Here is a 16,940-nt window from a genome sequence, read left to right on the forward strand (position 1 = left end):
GAGTCTCACCGGGGAAGATCGCGAAGCGATGTCGCGCTCGCCCAAGCGCGGTCAAGGGCGAGCCGCCAGGCGAGCCCTTGGGCCGGGATTGAATCAATGAGCGGCGTCCTGCCAGGTGCGGCCGGTGCCCATGGAGACGCCCAGGGGGGCGCGCAGTTCGTAGGCGCCCGCCATCTCCTCGCCGACGAGGGTCTTCAGGGCATCGAGCTCGCCGGCGGCGACCTCGAAGACGAGTTCGTCGTGGACCTGGAGGAGCATGCGGGACTTCAGGGCGGCGGCGCGGAGGGCGCGGTCGACGTTGAGGCTCGCGACCTTGATGATGTCGGCCGCCGAGCCCTGGATGGGCGCGTTGAGGGCCATCCGCTCGGCCATCTCGCGGCGCTGGCGGTTGTCGGAGTTCAGGTCGGGCAGGTAGCGGCGGCGGCCGAGGATCGTCTCGGTGTAGCCGTCCTGCCGGGCCTTGGCGACGATGTCGTGCAGGTAGTCGCGGACGCCGCCGAACTGCTGGAAGTACTCCTCCATCAGGCCGCGCGCCTCGTCGGGCGAGATCCGCAACTGCTGGGACAGGCCGTACGCCGACAGGCCGTAGGCGAGGCCGTAGTTCATCGCCTTGATGCGGGCGCGCAGCTCGGAGTCGATCTGCTCGGGCGGCAGCCCGAAGACCCGGGAGGCGGTGATGGTGTGGAAGTCGGCGCCGGAACCGAACGCCTCCAGGAGCGCCTCGTCCTCGGACAGGTGCGCCATGATGCGCAGCTCGATCTGCGAGTAGTCGGCGGTCAGCAGCGACTCGAAGGTCTCGCCGACGACGAACGCCTCGCGGATCTGCCGGCCCTCGGCCGTCCGGATCGGGATGTTCTGCAGGTTCGGGTCGGTGGAGGAGAGGCGGCCGGTCGCGGCGACCATCTGGTTGAACGTCGTATGGATGCGCCCGGCGTCGTCGGCCATCGGGATGAGGGAGTCGACGATGCTCTTGAGCTTGGCGACCTCGCGCCAGCGCAGGATGTGCTCCAGGACGGGGTGGCCGTCCTTCTCCAGCAGGTTTGTGAGCGCCTCGGAGTCGGTGGTGTAGCCGGTCTTGGTGCGCTTGGTCTTGGGCAGGTTCAGCTCGTCGAAGAGGACCTGCTGCACCTGCTTGGGGGAGCCGAGGTTGAACTCGTGGCCCACGGCGTCGTGCGCACGCTGCTCCTGCTCCTTCACCTGGCCGCCAAGGGAGGCCGAGAGGCCGGCGAGATGGTCGGCGTCCACAGCGATGCCGGCGCGCTCCATGCCGGCCAGCACGCCGACGAGGGGCAGCTCGACCTCGTGCAAGAGGCGGGTGGCGCCGCGCTTGTCGAGGTCTGCGTCCAGCACGTCGGCCAGCTCGGCGACGGCGCGGGCGCGCACGGCGAGGGCCTCGGCCGCCTCCTCCTCGCCGGAACCGTCGAGGGTGAGCTGGCCGGAGTCCTCGGTCTCGTTGCGCAGCTCGCGGTGCAGGTAGCGCAGGACGAGGTCGGACAGGTCGAACGTGCGCTGGCCGGGCAGGGCGAGATAGGCGGCGAGGGCGGTGTCGCTGGTGACGCCCTCCAGGGTCATGCCGCGCGCGGCGAAGGCAAGCATCGGCCCCTTGGCCTCGTGGATCGCCTTGGGGCGCGCCGCGTCGGCCAGGTAGGCGGCCAGGGCGCGCTCGTCGTCCTCGATGAGCTCGGCCGGGTCCAGGTGGACGGCGGGGCCCTTCTTGGACGCGAGCGCGAGGGCGGTCAGCTCGCCCGTGCCGCGGCCCCAGGTGCCGGTGACGGCGAGGCCGAGCCGGTCACCGGCGTTGGCCTCCAGCCACGAGCCGAGCGCGCCCGGCTCCAGCGCGTCCAGATCGACCTCGAATCCCTCATCGGCCTCGGGTTCCGCGGCGGAGATCGAGGAGTAGAGCCGCTCGCGCAGGACCCGGAACTGGAGCGAGTCGAACAGGGTGTGGATCTCTTCGCGGTCCCACTGGCCCATGGCGAGCTGCGGCGGGGTCAGGTCCAGGCCGACCTCGGTGTCGAGCTTGTTGATCTGCTGGTTGCGCAGGACGCCGGCCAGGTGCTCGCGCAGGTTGTCACCGGCCTTGCCCTTGATCTCGTCGACCCGGGCGACGAGGGTGTCGAGGTCGCCGTACTTGACGAGCCACTTCGCCGCGGTCTTCGGGCCGACGCCGGGTACGCCGGGCAGGTTGTCGCTGCTCTCCCCCACCAGCGCGGCCAGTTCGCGGTAGCGCTCGGGCGGCACGCCGTACTTGCCCTCGACTGCGGCGGGGTTCATCCGTGCCAGCTCGGACACGCCCCGCACCGGGTACAGGACCGTGACGTTGTCGTTGACGAGCTGGAACGCGTCCCGGTCGCCGGTGACGATCAGGGTGTCGAGGCCGGCCGCGGTGGCCTGGACCGACAGCGTGGCGATGATGTCGTCGGCCTCGAAGCCCGCGACCGACAGTCGCGGGATGCGCAGCGCGTCCAGAACCTCGAAGATCAGGCTGACCTGGCTGCGGAACTCGTCGGGCGTCTTCTGGCGGCCCGCCTTGTACTCCACGTACTGCTCGTGCCGGAACGTCGGCTCGGAGCGGTCGAACGCCACCGCGATGTGGGTGGGCTGCTCGTCGCGCAGGACGTTGATGAGCATGGAGGTGAAGCCGTACACCGCGTTGGTGGGCTGCCCGTCAGTGGTGGAGAAGTTCTCCACGGGCAACGCGAAGAACGCGCGGTAGGCCAGGGAGTGCCCGTCGAGCAGGAGGAGCCGGTCACGCTTGTCAGGGGTCGATGCTGTCTTCGCCACACCAGGACTCTAGTCTGCGCGTGGGACAGTTTTGTGGAGGCGTAAGTGAGCGACACCGACGACCGGCTGGCGCAGGAACTGCGGGCGAAGATCTTCGCCGGCGTCGACGACGCGCACGGTGACCTGGCGAAGGCCATGGGCCTGGAGTACTTGGAGGGTACGCCGGAGCGCGTCGTGGGCCGTATGCCGGTCAGGGGGAACACGCAGCCGTACGGGCTGCTGCACGGCGGCGCGTCCTGCGTCCTCGCGGAGTCGCTCGGCTCGGCGGGCGCGGCGATGCACGCCGGCCCCGGGCGGATCGCCGTCGGCATCGAGATCAACGCCACCCACCACCGGTCCGCGACCGAGGGCTACGTCACGGGCGTCGCGACGCGGCTGCACGGCGGCCGGACGCTCGCCACCTACGACATCGTCATCACCGACGAACAGGACCGGCGGGTCTGCACCGCGCGCCTCACCTGCATGCTCCGCGACCGTCCCTGATCCGAGGCTTTTCTTTGCGATGGACCGCCCGGGGTCTGTAGCGTGGATCGGAACGGCCCGGGATCACCGAGTAGACAACGTACGCGCCCGGGGAAGGTTCGTACGGCCCCAAAGGTGATCCCGGGTCAACGCATGTCCAGGGACACGCGGGGCATGCCGTGCTCCCCGGCGACACCGGCAAGGGCCCGTCGGTGGTCGCGGTTGGATTGCGATCCTCCCTGGGGAGTTCACCTGCGCGGAGATCGGCCGTACGTTCCGTTCATGCCTCCACGTGCTCCTCTCGCGGGCGCGGCGCTCGTCCTCGCCGCCGCCACCGCGCTGCCGGGCTGCTCCGGATCCGGACACGCCACGTCCGTCCCCGACTACCGGATCCCGCCCGAGAAGGCGCGCGAGTCCGAGATCGCCACGACGGGCAAGGCGGGACGCAGCGCCGACATGCGGTTCACGGTGATCGGGTTCCGTGAGGGGATGACCGAGGTGATGGGCACCCATGCCGCCATGGGCGCCCACGGCAGCTTCACCCGGATCCGGCTGCTCGCGGTGAACACGGGCCGCGACATCCAGGTCTTCGACACCTGGAAGCAGCGGCTGGTCACCACCGACGGCGTGGTCCACGAGCCGGACGTCAACGCCACCATGATCAAGCGGCAGCCGGAGCGGCTGTCGGTCGGCGCCGCGATGCGCTGCGAGTTCGACCTCTGGTTCGACGTGCCGCGCGGCGCACGGACCAAGGCCGTCCGGCTGTACGGGTCGCCTCCGGTCGGTGCGGTCAGCGACCCTCCCCCGGCCGAGATCCCGCTCCCCTGACCGGAACGTGGACGCGGAGCGCCCGCCGGGCCGGACGAACCGGCCCGGCGGGCGCGTACCCGTGTCCTACTCGGCCGATCCCTTTCCGGCGTCACCGGTGGGCGTACCGTCCGGACGGGTGTCGCCGGGGCCGGCGTCGTCCCGCGGGGGCGTACCGCCCCGCGTCGCCGCCGCGTCGCCCAGGTCACCGCCCAGGTAGGCGGCCCGGACCTCCGGGTCGTCCAGCAGGTCGGCGGCGGGCGCCGACTTCACCACCCGGCCGGTCTCCAGGACGTACGCGCGGTGCGCGATCTGGAGGGCCTGCTGGGCGTTCTGCTCGACGAGCAGGACGGTGACGCCGCGCCGGTTGATCTCCTGGATGATCGCGAAGATCTGCTGGACGAGCATGGGCGCGAGCCCCATGGACGGCTCGTCCAGCAGCAGCACCTTCGGCTTGGCCATCAGCGCCCGGCCGATCGCGAGCATCTGCTGCTCGCCGCCCGACATCGTGCCGCCCGCCTGCGACTTGCGCTCGGCGAGCCGCGGGAACAGTTCGTAGGCCTCGGCGAGCTCCTTGGAGGCGTCGTCCTTGCGGGCGTAGGCGCCCATCTGGAGGTTCTCCTCCACCGTCATGCCGGGGAAGATCCCCCGGCCCTCCGGTGCCTGCCCGATCCCTGCGAGGACCCGCTTGTGGCCTCGCATGGAGCTGATGTCCTTGCCGTCGAAGCGGATCGCTCCGGACGTCAGGGGCCGCAGCCCCGAGACCGTCTTCAGCGTGGTCGTCTTGCCGGCGCCGTTCGCACCGATCAGCGTGACGATCTCGCCCTGGTCGACGGACGCGGTGATGCCCTTGAGCGCCGCGATCTTCCCGTAGTGGACGTGGATGTCCTCGATCTCAAGAAGCATCGGCCGGAGCCCCCAGATACGCCTCGATGACCCGCGGGTCGTTCTGTACCTCGGCCGGCAGCCCGTCGGCGATCTTCTGACCGAAGTCCAGCACCGCGATCCGGTCGCTGATCCCCATGACCAGGCTCATGTCGTGCTCGATGAGCAGCACCGTCACGCCCGTGTCGCGGATCCTGCGGATCAGGTCCTGGAGCGCGACCTTCTCGGCCGGGTTCATGCCGGCCGCCGGCTCGTCCAGCAGCAGGAGTTTCGGATTCGTGCCGAGCGCCCGCGCGATCTCCAGACGGCGCTGGTCGCCGTACGGGAGGTTCTTCGCGGCCTCCCCGGATCGGTGCGGGATGCCGACCAGCTCCAGCAGTTCCCGGGACCGCTCACGGCCCTGGCGCTCCTCACGCCGGTGCCACGGGAGGCCGAGCGACGCGCCGGCCACGCCCGTCCGATGGTGCGCGTCGGTGCCCACCAGGACGTTCTCCAGCGCGGTCATGTTGTGGAACAGCCGCACGTTCTGGAACGTGCGGGCGACGCCCAGCTTGGTGACGGCGTAGCGCTTCTTGCCGTCGATCCGCTTGCCGTCGAACACCACCTGGCCCTCGGTCGGCCGGTAGACGCCGGTGGTCACGTTGAACACCGTGGTCTTCCCGGCCCCGTTCGGGCCGATCAGGGCGAAGATCTCGCCCTTGCCGACGGTGACGTCGACCTTGTTGAGCGCGACGACGCCGCCGAACCGCATGACGACCCCACGCAGCTCCAGCGCCGGCGTCCGCTCGCTCGCCTCGCTCACTTGCCCACCTCCGCCGCGGCGGACTGGCCTGGCCCCGCCACCTCGGCTCCCATACTGCCCATCCCGCCGGTGCCCTCGGCCAGCTCGGCCTTGCGGCGCCGGGACGGCCAGAGGCCCTCCGGACGGAAGATCATCATGACCACCAGTGCCGCACCGAAGATCAGCATGCGGTAGTCGTTCATGAACCGGAACCGCTCGGGCAACCAGGCCACCACGAACGCGCCGAGCATGACGCCCGGGATGTTGCCCGAGCCGCCCAGGACCACGCCGGCCAGGATCAGCGCCGAGACGAGGAACGTGAAGTTCTCCGGATTGATCGAGGTCTGCTTCGCGGCGAACACCACGCCGCCGCTGCCGCCGATCGCCGCGCCGATCGCGAACGCCGCGAGTTTGAACTTGAACGTGGGGACGCCCATCAGCTCGGCGGCGTCCTCGTCCTCGCGGATCGAGGCCCACGCGCGGCCCACCCTGGATCTGTCGAGCCGCTTGACGAAGATGATCGTCAGGATGATGAAGAAGAGCAGCAGGTAGTAGTACGGCCGTGAGTCCAGCAGCCCGTACTTCAGCGGCTGCACGCCCATGATCTCGAACTCCGACAGCGTCGGAGGGTGCGGGATGCCCTGCACGCCGCGCGGACCGTTGACGTAGGAGCTGTTGTTCGCGGTCTTCTTCACGATCTCGCCGAACCCGAGCGTGACGATCGCCAGATAGTCGCCACGGAGCCGCAGCGTCGGCGCGCCCAACAGGATCCCGGCCAGAGCGGAGAAGGCGATCGCGAGGACGAGCGTCTCCCAGAACGTCCAGTCGTACTTGGTGGCGAAGATGGCGATCGTGTAGCCGCCGACCGCGTAGAACGCCACGTACCCGAGGTCCAGGAGGCCGGCCATGCCGACCACCACGTTCAGGCCGAGCGCCAGCAGCACGTAGATGGCGATCTGGTCGCTGAGCATCGTCGGCCAGTCGCTGCCGCTCGGGGCCATGAAAGTGCCGATCGACTGGCTCGGCAGGAACAGCGCCGCGACGACGAGCAGCAGGTAGACGCCCCAGCGTGCCCAGCCGGGAGCTTCCGCCCAGGCCCCGCGCAGGGCGTCGAGCGAGAGGGCGGACGCGCGTCCGCCACTTCCTTTTCCGTTCTTCGACAGGTTCATGCGCGCGCCTGCTGGAGGGACTCACCGAGGATGCCGGTGGGACGGAACATCAGGACGAGAATGAGGACGGAGAACGCGACGACGTCCCGCCAGCCCGAGCCGAAGAGGCTGGAACCGTAGGTCTCCAGCAGCCCGAGGAGGAAGCCGCCCGCGAGGGCCCCGCGGATGTTCCCGATCCCGCCGAGGACCGCCGCCGTGAACGCCTTGATGCCGAGCAGGAACCCGACGAAGTAGTTGGTCGTCTCGAAGCGCACCATGTACAGGGCCGCGGCGACGCCCGCCATGATGCCGCCCACCAGGAACGTGACCGTGACGACACGGTCGATGTTCACGCCCATGAGCACCGCGGTCTCCGGGTCCTGGGCGGTCGAGCGGATACCGCGTCCGAGCTTCGTCCGGTTCACGAACTGGTCGAGCGCGACCATCATCAGGACCGCGCCGAAGAACACGATCAGCTTGTCGTTGCTGATCTGGATGGGCCCGGCGTCCACCACGTTGGTGAGTTTCTTGAAATGCTCGTTGACGTCGAGCTTTCCGCCCTCCTTGGAGGTGCCGAACACCTTGTGGATGATCACCGTGCCGAAGAGCTGCTGGATGAAGATCGACGCGCCGATCGCCGAGATCAGCGCGGCCAGCCGGGACGCCCCCCGTTTGCGCAGCGGCCGGTAGGCCGCCACCTCCAGCAGCATCGCGCCGCCGCCGGACACCGCGCCGGCCACGACCGCCATCAGCACGACCACGCCGATCAGCGCGATCCCGCCTGCCTGGTCGATGCCCGCGGTCCGCACCGTCCACAGCGCGGCGAAAGTGCCGATCATGAAAATGTCGGCATGGGCGAAGTTGATCAGCCTCAGGACGCCGTAGACCATCGTGTAGCCGAGCGCCACGAGCGCGTAGATCGCGCCGAGGGAGAGCCCGTCGATGGTCGACGGCCAGAATTGATTGATGAAGTCGTCGAGCACCTTTGGTCGCCTTTGGTAAAAGGAGCGGGAGCGCTGTAGCGCTCCCGCTCCCGCGCCATCAGGGGGCCCCGGAGCGGGGGAGGTCGGTCAGGCGTGGTGACGCCTTACGCGACCTTGGCCTCCTTGCTGTTCCCGAGTAGCGGCAGCGTGTTGCCCTTCACCTCGTAGATGAAGATGTCCTGCGCCGCCAGCTCACCGTGTTCGTCGAACTTGATCGGCTTACCGACGCCGTCGAAGCTCAGCGTCTTGAGGAATCCGTTGATGTCCTCGGCCTTCGTCTTGCCTGCCTTGAGCGCCTCGATGAACGCCGTCGCCGCGTCGAAGCCCTCGGTCGAGTAGATCGCGACCTCGGACCCGAACTTGGCCTTGTAGTCCGCGGCGAACTTCTTGGCCTTCTCGTTAGTCTTGCCAGCGGCGTCGATGAGGCAGCCGCAGCTGAGCAGGGCGCCCTGGGCGTTCTGCTGGCCCGCGCCCTCGATCAGGCCGGCCGCGAGCGACCCGTCACCCGACATCATCTTGCCCTTGTATCCGCCCTCGCGCAGCTGCTTGAACAAACGGCCAGCAACCGCGTAGTACCCGCCGAAATAGACCGCGTCAGGCTTGAACTGGTTGATCTGGTTGACGGTCGAGGAGTAGTCCGCGGCCTTGTCGTCCACGGCGTCGCTCTTGATCTGCGCGCCCTTGGCCTGGACGGCCTTCCCGACGGCGTCCGCGAGGCCCTTGCCGTAGTCCTGGTTGTCAGAGACGGTGAAGAGCTTCTTGACCCCGGCGTTCGCGAGGAACTCGCCGGCGCCGGCGCTCTGCACGGCGTCGTCGGCGACCACGCGGTGCCAGTACGTCCAGCCCTTCTCCGCCAGGGTGATCTGCGTGGCCGACGGGGTCACGCTCGGCACCTTGGCCTCGTTCAGGATCGGGTTGACGCTCTGCGACTCACCCGAGAAGGCGGGGCCGATCAGGCCGACAATCTTGTCCTGCTTGATCGCGCCCTGCACCAGGGTGGTGGCCTGCTCCGGCTTGCCCTGGCTGTCGTACTTCTTGAGAGTGATCTTGACCTTGGGGTTCGTGGCGTTGTACTGCTCGATGGCCAGCTGCGCGCCCTGGTAAGGCGGGACCACCAGACCCGAGTTCTCGCCGGTCAGGTCTCCCATGAACCCGATCGTGACTCCGTCGCCGCCGGAGCCGCCATCGTCATCGCTGCACGACACGGCACCGAGCGCGAGCACCGCGCTCACCGCCACCGCGCCGGTCACCCTCATCTTGTTGCGCCGCAAGGTGCCCAACCTTTCCATCCGGATCCGGGAGGGGATCGGGTACGAGTCAAACCCCGATGCCGACCTCTGGTGGAGGAAACGGTCACTCGGGGACCAGCTATGTCGTACACCGTGGAGCACACTCAGATCAGCACCCCCGGATAGAAGGGTTACTCGTTCGTTACTCCGCCGTGCTCATCTGATATACGGCATTTCCAGGGACGATTACACAGCGCGACCGGAAGCCGTCGCGCACGGTGCCCGCACGAAACCTTGACGACACAAAGGGTGACGAGCGTAGTCAGATGAGGTGAGTCAGGCTGAGAGTGACAGAAGGGGTCAGCCTGCGGAGGGCTCGTCGCGGCCGGGGCCGCCGCCCGTCGCGCCGGCCACGACGGCCTCGGCGACGGCCCGCATGGTGAGCCTGCGGTCCATGGAGGTCTTCTGTATCCAGCGGAACGCCTCGGACTCACTCCATCCGTTGGCCTCCTGCAGCAGCCCCTTGGCGCGGTCCACGAGCTTGCGGGTCTCCAGCCGCTCCTGCAGCCCGGCGACCTCGGACTCCAGCGCGCGCAGCTCGGTGTAGCGGCTGACGGCCATCTCGATGGCGGGGGCGAGGTCGGTCTTGGTGAACGGCTTGACGAGGTAGGCCATCGCGCCGGCGTCGGTGGCGCGCTGGACGAGCTCGCGCTGGGAGAAGGCGGTCAGGATCACGACGGGCGCGATCCGGTCCGCCGAGATCCGCTCGGCCGCGGAGATCCCGTCCAGGACCGGCATCTTGACGTCCAGGATGACCAGGTCCGGTTTGAGGTCGCCGGCCAGCCGCACGGCGGTCTCGCCGTCGCCGGCCTCTCCCACCACGTCGTAGCCGTCCTCCTGAAGCATCTCCTTGAGGTCCAGGCGGATCAGGGCTTCATCTTCCGCGATCACTACTCGCCGAGCGGTCTCCACGCGCACGAGCCTACCGGGACCCGCTACGCTGGTCTCCGGCAGGGCGTCCCAGGGCTCCCGCTCATGCGACATAGCATGTATGTCCGATTTGATCGGGCATAGGCCCCGATATCCCAATGGCAGAGGAAGCGGTCTCAAACACCGTTTAGTGTGGGTTCGAATCCCACTCGGGGCACCTCTCCCGCAGCACCGGTGCCCGCAGCCACGGCGCCCGCGCTTCCCCCCGCCCGCCGGTCCCGTCCGAGCCTGCCCGGCCGGTCTCCCCGCCCCCTCGCTCCTCGTCCCGGCGCTGGTCATCATGCATGATCGCGGAGATGGCGGCGCCCGTCGCCCGGTTGCCCGGAGCGAAGTGGAAATGAGACCGCCCGGTGATCACCGCGCGACCGGCGGAGGCCGCCTGGGTCAGGGGGCGGCCATCGAGATGGTGTCGCCGATGTTGTGGACGCGCAGTGCGTTGGTCGAGCCGGGGGTACCGGGAGGCGAACCCGCCACGACGACCACGCGGTCGCCCTTCTGGCAGCGCCCGATCTCCAGCAGCGCCTGTTCGACCTGACCGACCATGTCGTCGGTGTGGTCGACCTGGGGGACGATGAAGGTCTCCACGCCCCACACGTGCGCGAGCCGGCCGCGGACGGCGGGCACGGAGGTGAAGGCGAGCAGCGGGATCGGGGACCGGTAGCGCGACAGCCGGCGGGCGGTCTCGCCGGACATCGTGAACGCCACGAGCGCCTCGGCGCCGACCGTGGCGCCGACCTCCGCGGCGGCACGGGCGATGGCGCCGCCGACCGTCTCGGGGATGCGGTCCAGCGTGTGAGTGGCCTGCAGCGCGGCCTGCTCGGCGGTGCTGACGATGCGGCTCATCGTCAGCACGGACTCGACCGGGTACTGTCCGACGCTGGTCTCGCCCGACAGCATGACGGCGTCGGCGCCCTCGAAGACGGCGTTGGCGACGTCGGAGGTCTCGGCGCGGGTGGGCCGGGGCGCGGAGATCATCGATTCGAGCATCTGCGTCGCGACGATGACCGGACGGGCCTTCTCGCGGCACAGCTCGATGGCGCGCTTCTGCACGATCGGCACCTGCTCCAGCGGCAGCTCGACGCCGAGATCGCCGCGGGCCACCATGATGCCGTCGAAGGCGGCGACGATCTCGGGCAGCCGCTCGACGGCCTGTGGCTTCTCGATCTTGCCGATGAGGGGGACGCGGACGCCCTCCTCCTCCATGATCTGGTAGCAGATGTCGGCGTCGGCGGGGGTCCGCACGAAGGACAGGGCGACCAGGTCGACGCCGAGACGCAGCGCCCAGCGCAGGTCGGCCTCGTCCTTCTCGGTGAGCGCGGGCACACTGACCGGCACACCCGGCAGGTTCAGGCCCTTGTTGTCGGAGACCATGCCGCCGACGGTCACGGTGGTGCGCACGCGGTGACCGTCCACCTCGTCGACCCGCAGGGCGACCCGGCCGTCGTCGATCAGGACGGAGTCGCCCGGGCTCACATCGCCCGGGAGGCCCTGGTAGGTCGTGGAGACCTCGCGGCGGCTGCCGGGAACGTCCTCGGTGGTGATGGTGAACTCGTCGCCGAGGGTGAGGCGCACCGGACCGTCCGGAAAGCGTCCGATGCGGATCTTGGGGCCCTGCAGGTCGGCGAGGATGCCGACGCCGCGTCCGGTGGCCTCGGCCGCGGCACGGATCCGGTGGAAGACCTCCTCGTGGATGGCGTGCTCGCCGTGGCTCATGTTGAGCCGGGCGACGTCGACGCCGGCCTCGACGAGGGCGTTGATCTGCTCGACGCTGGAGCAGGCGGGTCCGATGGTGCTGACAATCTTCGCTCGACGGGTCACGTGCACAACGGTACTTAGTTACCCACCAGTACGGATATTCGTGCAGGATATGGTCACCACGGGTCAGCCGATTGGTCTAGCTCAGAGGTCTAGACCACATGTGGCCGATCAGCCCCTGAACGCCTCGATCGTGGCCTGACCGAACGCCTTCAGGTCGTCCGGCTTCGGGCTCGTCACCAGGACGTTGGGTCCGTCTTCGCAAACCTTCACCTCTTCGTCCACCCAGGTGGCGCCCGCGTTGCGCAGGTCCGTCCGGAGGCTCGGCCACGAGGTCATCGTGCGGCCCCGCACCACGTCGGCCTCGATGAGCGTCCATGGCGCATGGCAGATCGCCGCGACCGGTTTGCCGGCGTCGAAGAACGACCGGGCGAACGCGACGGCCCCGGGCTTGGTCCGCAGGAAGTCGGGATTGGCCACGCCGCCCGGCAGCACGAGCGCGTCGAACTCCTCGTGGCCGGAGACGTCCACCGTCGTGTCGACCGGGAACGTGTCGCCCTTGTCCAGATGGTCGAACGCCTGGATGCGGCCGGACTCGGTGGAGACCAGGCGCGGACGGCCGCCCGCCGCCTCCACCGCCTTCCACGGCTCGGTCAGCTCGACCTGCTCCGTGCCCTCCGGGGCGCAGAGGAAGGCAATCGTCTTGCCCTGCAGTTCTGTCGACATGGGATTCCTCCGTTCTCTCCCTTGGCCCCTGCCCAGGGAAAGGGGTGGTATGCAGGAATATGTGAACCCCACCGGCTACCACGAGATGCCGGCCCCACGCCGCGCCGGGCTCGTGTGCTCCTGGACTGCCGCGCTACCGCCGGCCGCCACGCCCTTCGTGCAACGCGTCGTGCCGGACGGGTGCGTGGACCTGATCTGGTCGGACGCGGAGATCCTGGTAGCCGGGCCCGACACCGGCCCGATCCCGGCCGCCATGCGTCCCGGCGACTCGGTCGTGGCGGTGCGGTTCGCGCCGGGCGCGGCGCCGCCGGTGCTCGGCGTGCCCGCCGACGCCGTCCGAGACGCGCGGCTCTCGCTGCGCGAGCTGTGGGGCGCCGACGCCGAGCGGCTCGCCGCGGAGGTGGTGGCCGCCGAACCGGACGCGCGGCACACGGCCCTGGTCGCCGGGGTGATGGCGCGCGCCGCGGGTGCCGCGCCCGCAGACCCGCTCGTGCCCGCCGTGGTGAGCGGCCTCGCGCGCTCTTCCGTCCGCGCGGTCTCCGACGACCTCGGGCTCGGCGAGCGGCAGCTCAGGCGCCGTTCCCTGGCGGCCTTCGGGTACGGGCCGAAGACGCTGCAGCGCGTGCTGCGCTTCCAGCGGGCGTTGCGGCTGGCCCGCGCCGGGGAGCCGCTCGCCGACGTCGCCTATGCGGCGGGCTACGCCGACCAGGCGCACCTCTCGCACGAGGTACGCGACCTCGCGGGCGAACCCCTCGGCGCGCTCCTGTGACCGCCGGGCCGTACGACCACTTCGAAGGTCAGCGCTTGAGCCGCCCGTACGCCTGGAGCGTCCGCAGCCGCTCGACGGTCGTGTAGCCCCGCCATTCGAAACGGGTGACCGGCGTCCAGACGAGGAAGCCGATATCCCAGCCGCCGTCCTCACCCTGCGCCTCGATCAGGGCGTCCAGGTGCGCGTCGACCACGTCGTCGGTGAACAGGCGCCTGCCGAGACCGTCCGGTGCCGGGGCGAAGTCCAGCGGATTGTGCTTCTCCCCCTCGTCGGACGCGCCGGACGCCACGGACGCGGCAAGGGCGTCGCGGTGGCGGGCGAACGCGGCCTCGGCGCGGTCCCGGTCGGGGACGTGGTCCAGGAAGGTGAGAATGGACAGGACGTCGTAGGGGCCGAGTTCAGCGTCCGCGTCCTCCAGAAACCGCCAGCAGAACGCGGCGGCGGGTCCGAGCCACGGGTGGGCCGCCCCGGCGCGGTACAGCTTCCCGGCGAGCGTTCCAGTGGGATTGATGCTGCCCGGCGGGTCGTCCGGCGTCTGCCACCACGGCCCGCGCGGGGCGCCCCGCACGGACGGCAGGACGAACGGCACTCCCCCATCATCGCCCGTGATGGACGCCAGGTAGTCGCCTATGCGCGCCACGGCCGGATCGTCGTTCGCGCCGGCCTGATCGAGGAAGTCCAGTGCGTGCTGCGCCGGAACGGGCTGGCTGCCCTCCCCTCGCAGGTCGGGTTCGAGGGCGTGACCGTATCCTCCGTCCGCGTTCTCGTAGGCCCTGAGCGCGGCGAGGACGGGCGCGGCCGGTCCGCCGCGGAAGTGCAGGGCGAACCGGTGGCGGTCTATGAGACGGCCGTTGCGCCGCATGAAGTCCTGGGCGCGGGCGAGGTCAGCTTCTTGTAGGACTCTCATAAGGCCAACGCTAGGACGGCGCGAGGAGCCGGTCTTGTAGAAAACGGACGCCGCTCGGGCGACTCCGAGCACGGGCGGGCCCGGCCACCCCAGCGGTGGGTGGCCGGGCCCCTGATGTCCCGCGTGCGGGGGTGCGGGAGTCTCCGCGGCCGGCCGTCGGCGCGGCCCGCACAGCGGACGGCCGGCGACCGGCCGTCGCGTCGCTGAAGGTAGCCGACCACCTCGGGGAGCACAAGGGCGGGCATGTGGGCCCGGCGTGTCACGCCCTCTAGCAGGGGACCTCGTCCAGCCGTAGCCGGCGCACCGTGCCGCCGAGACCTCGGACGAGGAAGCGCACGTCGGGCTCGTCCCTGAGGACCTCGCTGTCGCCAAGGACCTCCAGGTAGGCGCGAACCCTCGGGTGGGGTGTGCCCTCGCGGGCGAGGTCCCACGACTCGATGATCCGCAGGGTCTGCAGGGACAGCCCGGCGAGGTTGGCAGACGCCCGCCGCAGGCCCCCGGCCAGAGCCTGGACGCGCGGGTGGCCGATCAGGACCCGCGTGGCCTCGGCCGGGGCGAAGGTATAGCGCAGCAGGTGATCGGCCCGGAGCACCTCAAGGCCGGTGCCGGCGGGCAGGATGCCCGCCTCGGTCTCCTCGGTCTCCCCCGTCAGCACGACCGACCGCCCCGAGACCGGTCCCAGCCCCGGCTTCGCCAGGTGCGGGAACCGCTCGACCGTCGGGTCCATGAACATCTTGACGCCGGGGAGCCAGAGCACACAGTGCCCGTCGTGCGTGGGGCCCGTCCAGGATGGCTCGGACGTCCCGTAATGCTCGGCCGTCCCGCGGGAGCGGCTCATCACCGCCAGATCCACGGCGCGAGTCTCGGCCTGGATGCCGAGCAGGCCGTAGGCCAGGCGCAACGTCTCGCAGGAGGCGATGCAGTCGTCGAGGACATCGTCGTCCTTGGCCGCCTGCAGTTCCAGGACGTACAGCAGGAGCAGCGGGATCGCCTCCGGACGGCACACGCCGTCGGGCCCCGCCGCTCCGGAGATCCGCGTGAACGCCCGCTCCACCGCGTTCCCCGGCCATCCCTGCGCGCGCTTGCGCGGGTCGCCCGACCGGCCGAAGGGACGGCTGCTGTTCTTGTGCTGCCTCTGGGACTTCGCCATGTCACGGAGAGTACGGTAGCGATCACGCAAACGTACCGCGATCGGGGAAGCCGGCCGGCACGGCCCCGGAGGCGAGGGCCTCCGGGGCCGTGACTCAGGCCATCGGACGTGCCGTGGGCGGGATCGGGTACGGCAGGGCGGTCTCGCCACTGAGGAACGCGTCGACGCCGTGCGCGGCGGCGCGACCCTCGGCGATGGCCCAGACGATCAGCGACTGGCCACGGCCCATGTCCCCGGCCGCGAAGACCCCGTCCACGGAGGTCTTGTAATCGCGGTCGCGGACGACGTTGCCGCGCTGGTCCAGCTCGACGCCGAGCTGGTCGAGCAGCCCCTCACGCTGCGGGCCGAGGAAGCCCATGGCGAGGGTCACCAGCTCCGCCGGGATCTCCCGCTCGGTGCCCTCGACCGGCTGGAAGCCGTCCTGCGGCCCGCCGACCTCCACGAGCCGCAGCGCGCGGACGTTGCCGTCGGCGTCGCCGAGGAACTCGGTGGTGGACACCGCGTACACCCGGTCGCCGCCCAGGTCGGCGAGTTCCTCATGGGCGCTCTCCACCTTGAACAGCAGCGGGAACGTCGGCCACGGCTGGGCGTCGGGGCGCTCCTGCGGCGGCCTCGGCATGATCTCCAGCTGGGTGACGGACGCGGCGCCCTGCCGGATCGCGGTGCCGATGCAGTCGGCGCCGGTGTCGCCACCGCCGATGACCACGACGTGCTTGCCCCTGGCGGAGATCGGCGACTCCTCATAGTCGCCCTCCTGCGCCTTGTTGGACGGCGGCAGGTACTCCATCGCCTGGTAGACGCCCTTGAGCTCCCGTCCGGCGACGGGCAGGTCGCGCCAGGCGGTGGCGCCGCCCGCGAGGACGACGGCGTCGTGACCGGCGCGCAGGTCGTCGGCGGTGACGTCCACTCCCACGTTCACCGAGGTCTTGAACTCGGTGCCCTCGGCACGCATCTGGGCGATACGCCGGTCGAGGTGACGCTTCTCCATCTTGAATTCGGGGATGCCGTAGCGCAGCAGGCCGCCGATCCGGTCGGCGCGCTCGTACACCTTGACGTCGTGCCCGGCTCGGGTGAGCTGCTGGGCGGCGGCGAGCCCGGCGGGCCCGGAGCCGACCACGGCGACCTTCTTGCCGGTCTTGACGGCGGGCGGCCGGGGACGGACCCAGCCCTCGGCGAACGCCCGGTCGATGATCTCGACCTCGACCCGCTTGATCGTGACCGGGTCCTGGTTGATGCCGAGGACGCAGGCGCTCTCGCACGGGGCGGGGCACAGCCGCCCGGTGAACTCCGGAAAGTTGTTGGTGGCGTGCAGCCGCTCGATCGCCTCGTGCCAATCCTTGCGGTACACGAGGTCGTTCCACTCGGGGATGAGGTTGCCGAGCGGGCAGCCCTGGTGGCAGAACGGGATGCCGCAGTCCATGCAGCGGCTCGCCTGCTTCTCCAGCCGGTCCCTGCCGAAGTCCTCGTAGACCTCGGACCAGCTCCTGATCCGGACGTCGACCGGGCGGCGCTTCGGGAGCTCCCGCCGGACGGTCAGGAAACCCTTCGGGTCTGCCATGGGAAT

General features: G+C 70.1%; 15 protein-coding genes and 1 tRNA gene. 4 read left to right on the top strand and 12 right to left on the bottom strand.

What is annotated here, in order from left to right:
* Positions 1–93: 93 nt before the first annotated feature.
* Positions 94–2,784 (bottom strand): DNA polymerase I, encoded by a 2,691-nt coding sequence (gene polA / locus AMA02S_RS26440; RefSeq protein WP_067462702.1) that lies wholly within the window; start codon positions 2,782–2,784, stop codon positions 94–96.
* Between the two features lie 135 nt (positions 2,785–2,919).
* On the opposite strand from polA, the gene AMA02S_RS26445 reads away from it, so the two are divergent.
* Together AMA02S_RS26445 and AMA02S_RS26450 are read left to right on the top strand one after the other, a co-directional pair.
* Entirely contained in the window at positions 2,920–3,267 is a 348-nt protein-coding gene (locus tag AMA02S_RS26445) for a PaaI family thioesterase (RefSeq protein WP_084265655.1), read from the top strand.
* A 261-nt stretch (positions 3,268–3,528) separates the two neighbouring features.
* Positions 3,529–4,074 carry a hypothetical protein gene (locus tag AMA02S_RS26450; RefSeq protein WP_067462704.1) on the top strand — a complete coding sequence of 182 codons (546 nt, stop codon included), beginning with the start codon at positions 3,529–3,531 and terminating at the stop codon, positions 4,072–4,074.
* Positions 4,075–4,140: 66 nt separating this feature from the next.
* Here AMA02S_RS26450 and AMA02S_RS26455 read toward each other — a convergent pair whose 3' ends face one another.
* The 6 genes from AMA02S_RS26455 to AMA02S_RS26480 all read right to left on the bottom strand — a co-directional run bounded on the left by AMA02S_RS26455 (position 4,141) and on the right by AMA02S_RS26480 (position 10,030).
* Complete coding sequence (locus AMA02S_RS26455; RefSeq protein ID WP_067462707.1) at positions 4,141–4,959, bottom strand: ABC transporter ATP-binding protein; 819 nt, start codon at positions 4,957–4,959, stop codon at positions 4,141–4,143.
* A complete protein-coding gene (locus AMA02S_RS26460; protein WP_439951608.1) occupies positions 4,949–5,740 on the bottom strand; it encodes an ABC transporter ATP-binding protein in 792 nt (263 codons plus the stop codon). The genes AMA02S_RS26455 and AMA02S_RS26460 overlap by 11 nt, the downstream gene beginning before the upstream one ends.
* Positions 5,737–6,888, bottom strand: a complete 1,152-nt coding sequence (locus AMA02S_RS26465) for a branched-chain amino acid ABC transporter permease (protein WP_067462710.1) — start codon at positions 6,886–6,888, stop codon at positions 5,737–5,739. Before AMA02S_RS26465 ends, AMA02S_RS26460 begins: the two co-directional genes overlap by 4 nt.
* A complete protein-coding gene (locus tag AMA02S_RS26470) occupies positions 6,885–7,850 on the bottom strand; it encodes a branched-chain amino acid ABC transporter permease (protein ID WP_067462713.1) in 966 nt (321 codons plus the stop codon). Before AMA02S_RS26470 ends, AMA02S_RS26465 begins: the two co-directional genes overlap by 4 nt.
* Positions 7,851–7,954: 104 nt before the next feature.
* Positions 7,955–9,121 carry a branched-chain amino acid ABC transporter substrate-binding protein gene (locus AMA02S_RS26475; protein WP_218005129.1) on the bottom strand — a complete coding sequence of 389 codons (1,167 nt, stop codon included), beginning with the start codon at positions 9,119–9,121 and terminating at the stop codon, positions 7,955–7,957.
* A 318-nt stretch (positions 9,122–9,439) separates the two neighbouring features.
* Positions 9,440–10,030, bottom strand: a complete 591-nt coding sequence (locus AMA02S_RS26480) for an ANTAR domain-containing response regulator (protein ID WP_067462716.1) — start codon at positions 10,028–10,030, stop codon at positions 9,440–9,442.
* 123 nt (positions 10,031–10,153) lie between these two features.
* On the opposite strand from AMA02S_RS26480, the gene AMA02S_RS26485 reads away from it, so the two are divergent.
* A tRNA-Leu gene (locus AMA02S_RS26485) sits at positions 10,154–10,226 on the top strand.
* A gap of 227 nt (positions 10,227–10,453) precedes the next feature.
* Here the strand turns inward: AMA02S_RS26485 and pyk are convergent.
* Positions 10,454–11,887 carry a pyruvate kinase gene (pyk, locus tag AMA02S_RS26490; RefSeq protein ID WP_067463479.1) on the bottom strand — a complete coding sequence of 478 codons (1,434 nt, stop codon included), beginning with the start codon at positions 11,885–11,887 and terminating at the stop codon, positions 10,454–10,456.
* 108 nt (positions 11,888–11,995) lie between these two features.
* Positions 11,996–12,550 (bottom strand): type 1 glutamine amidotransferase domain-containing protein, encoded by a 555-nt coding sequence (locus AMA02S_RS26495; protein WP_067462718.1) that lies wholly within the window; start codon positions 12,548–12,550, stop codon positions 11,996–11,998.
* 49 nt (positions 12,551–12,599) lie between these two features.
* On the opposite strand from AMA02S_RS26495, the gene AMA02S_RS26500 reads away from it, so the two are divergent.
* On the top strand, positions 12,600–13,319 hold the full coding sequence (locus AMA02S_RS26500) for a helix-turn-helix domain-containing protein (protein WP_084265617.1): 720 nt from the start codon (positions 12,600–12,602) through the stop codon (positions 13,317–13,319).
* A gap of 28 nt (positions 13,320–13,347) precedes the next feature.
* Here AMA02S_RS26500 and AMA02S_RS26505 read toward each other — a convergent pair whose 3' ends face one another.
* The 3 genes from AMA02S_RS26505 to AMA02S_RS26515 all read right to left on the bottom strand — a co-directional run bounded on the left by AMA02S_RS26505 (position 13,348) and on the right by AMA02S_RS26515 (position 16,934).
* A complete protein-coding gene (locus tag AMA02S_RS26505) occupies positions 13,348–14,226 on the bottom strand; it encodes a hypothetical protein (protein ID WP_067462721.1) in 879 nt (292 codons plus the stop codon).
* Between the two features lie 268 nt (positions 14,227–14,494).
* Entirely contained in the window at positions 14,495–15,376 is an 882-nt protein-coding gene (locus AMA02S_RS26510) for a hypothetical protein (protein WP_067462724.1), read from the bottom strand.
* A gap of 94 nt (positions 15,377–15,470) precedes the next feature.
* The gene (locus AMA02S_RS26515) at positions 15,471–16,934 is read right to left on the bottom strand and encodes a glutamate synthase subunit beta (protein WP_067462727.1); all 1,464 of its coding nucleotides are present in this window, start codon (positions 16,932–16,934) and stop codon (positions 15,471–15,473) included.
* Positions 16,935–16,940 lie beyond the last annotated feature (6 nt).

It is taken from the genome of Actinomadura macra NBRC 14102 (assembly GCF_001552215.1).
Lineage (GTDB): Bacteria > Actinomycetota > Actinomycetes > Streptosporangiales > Streptosporangiaceae > Spirillospora > Spirillospora macra.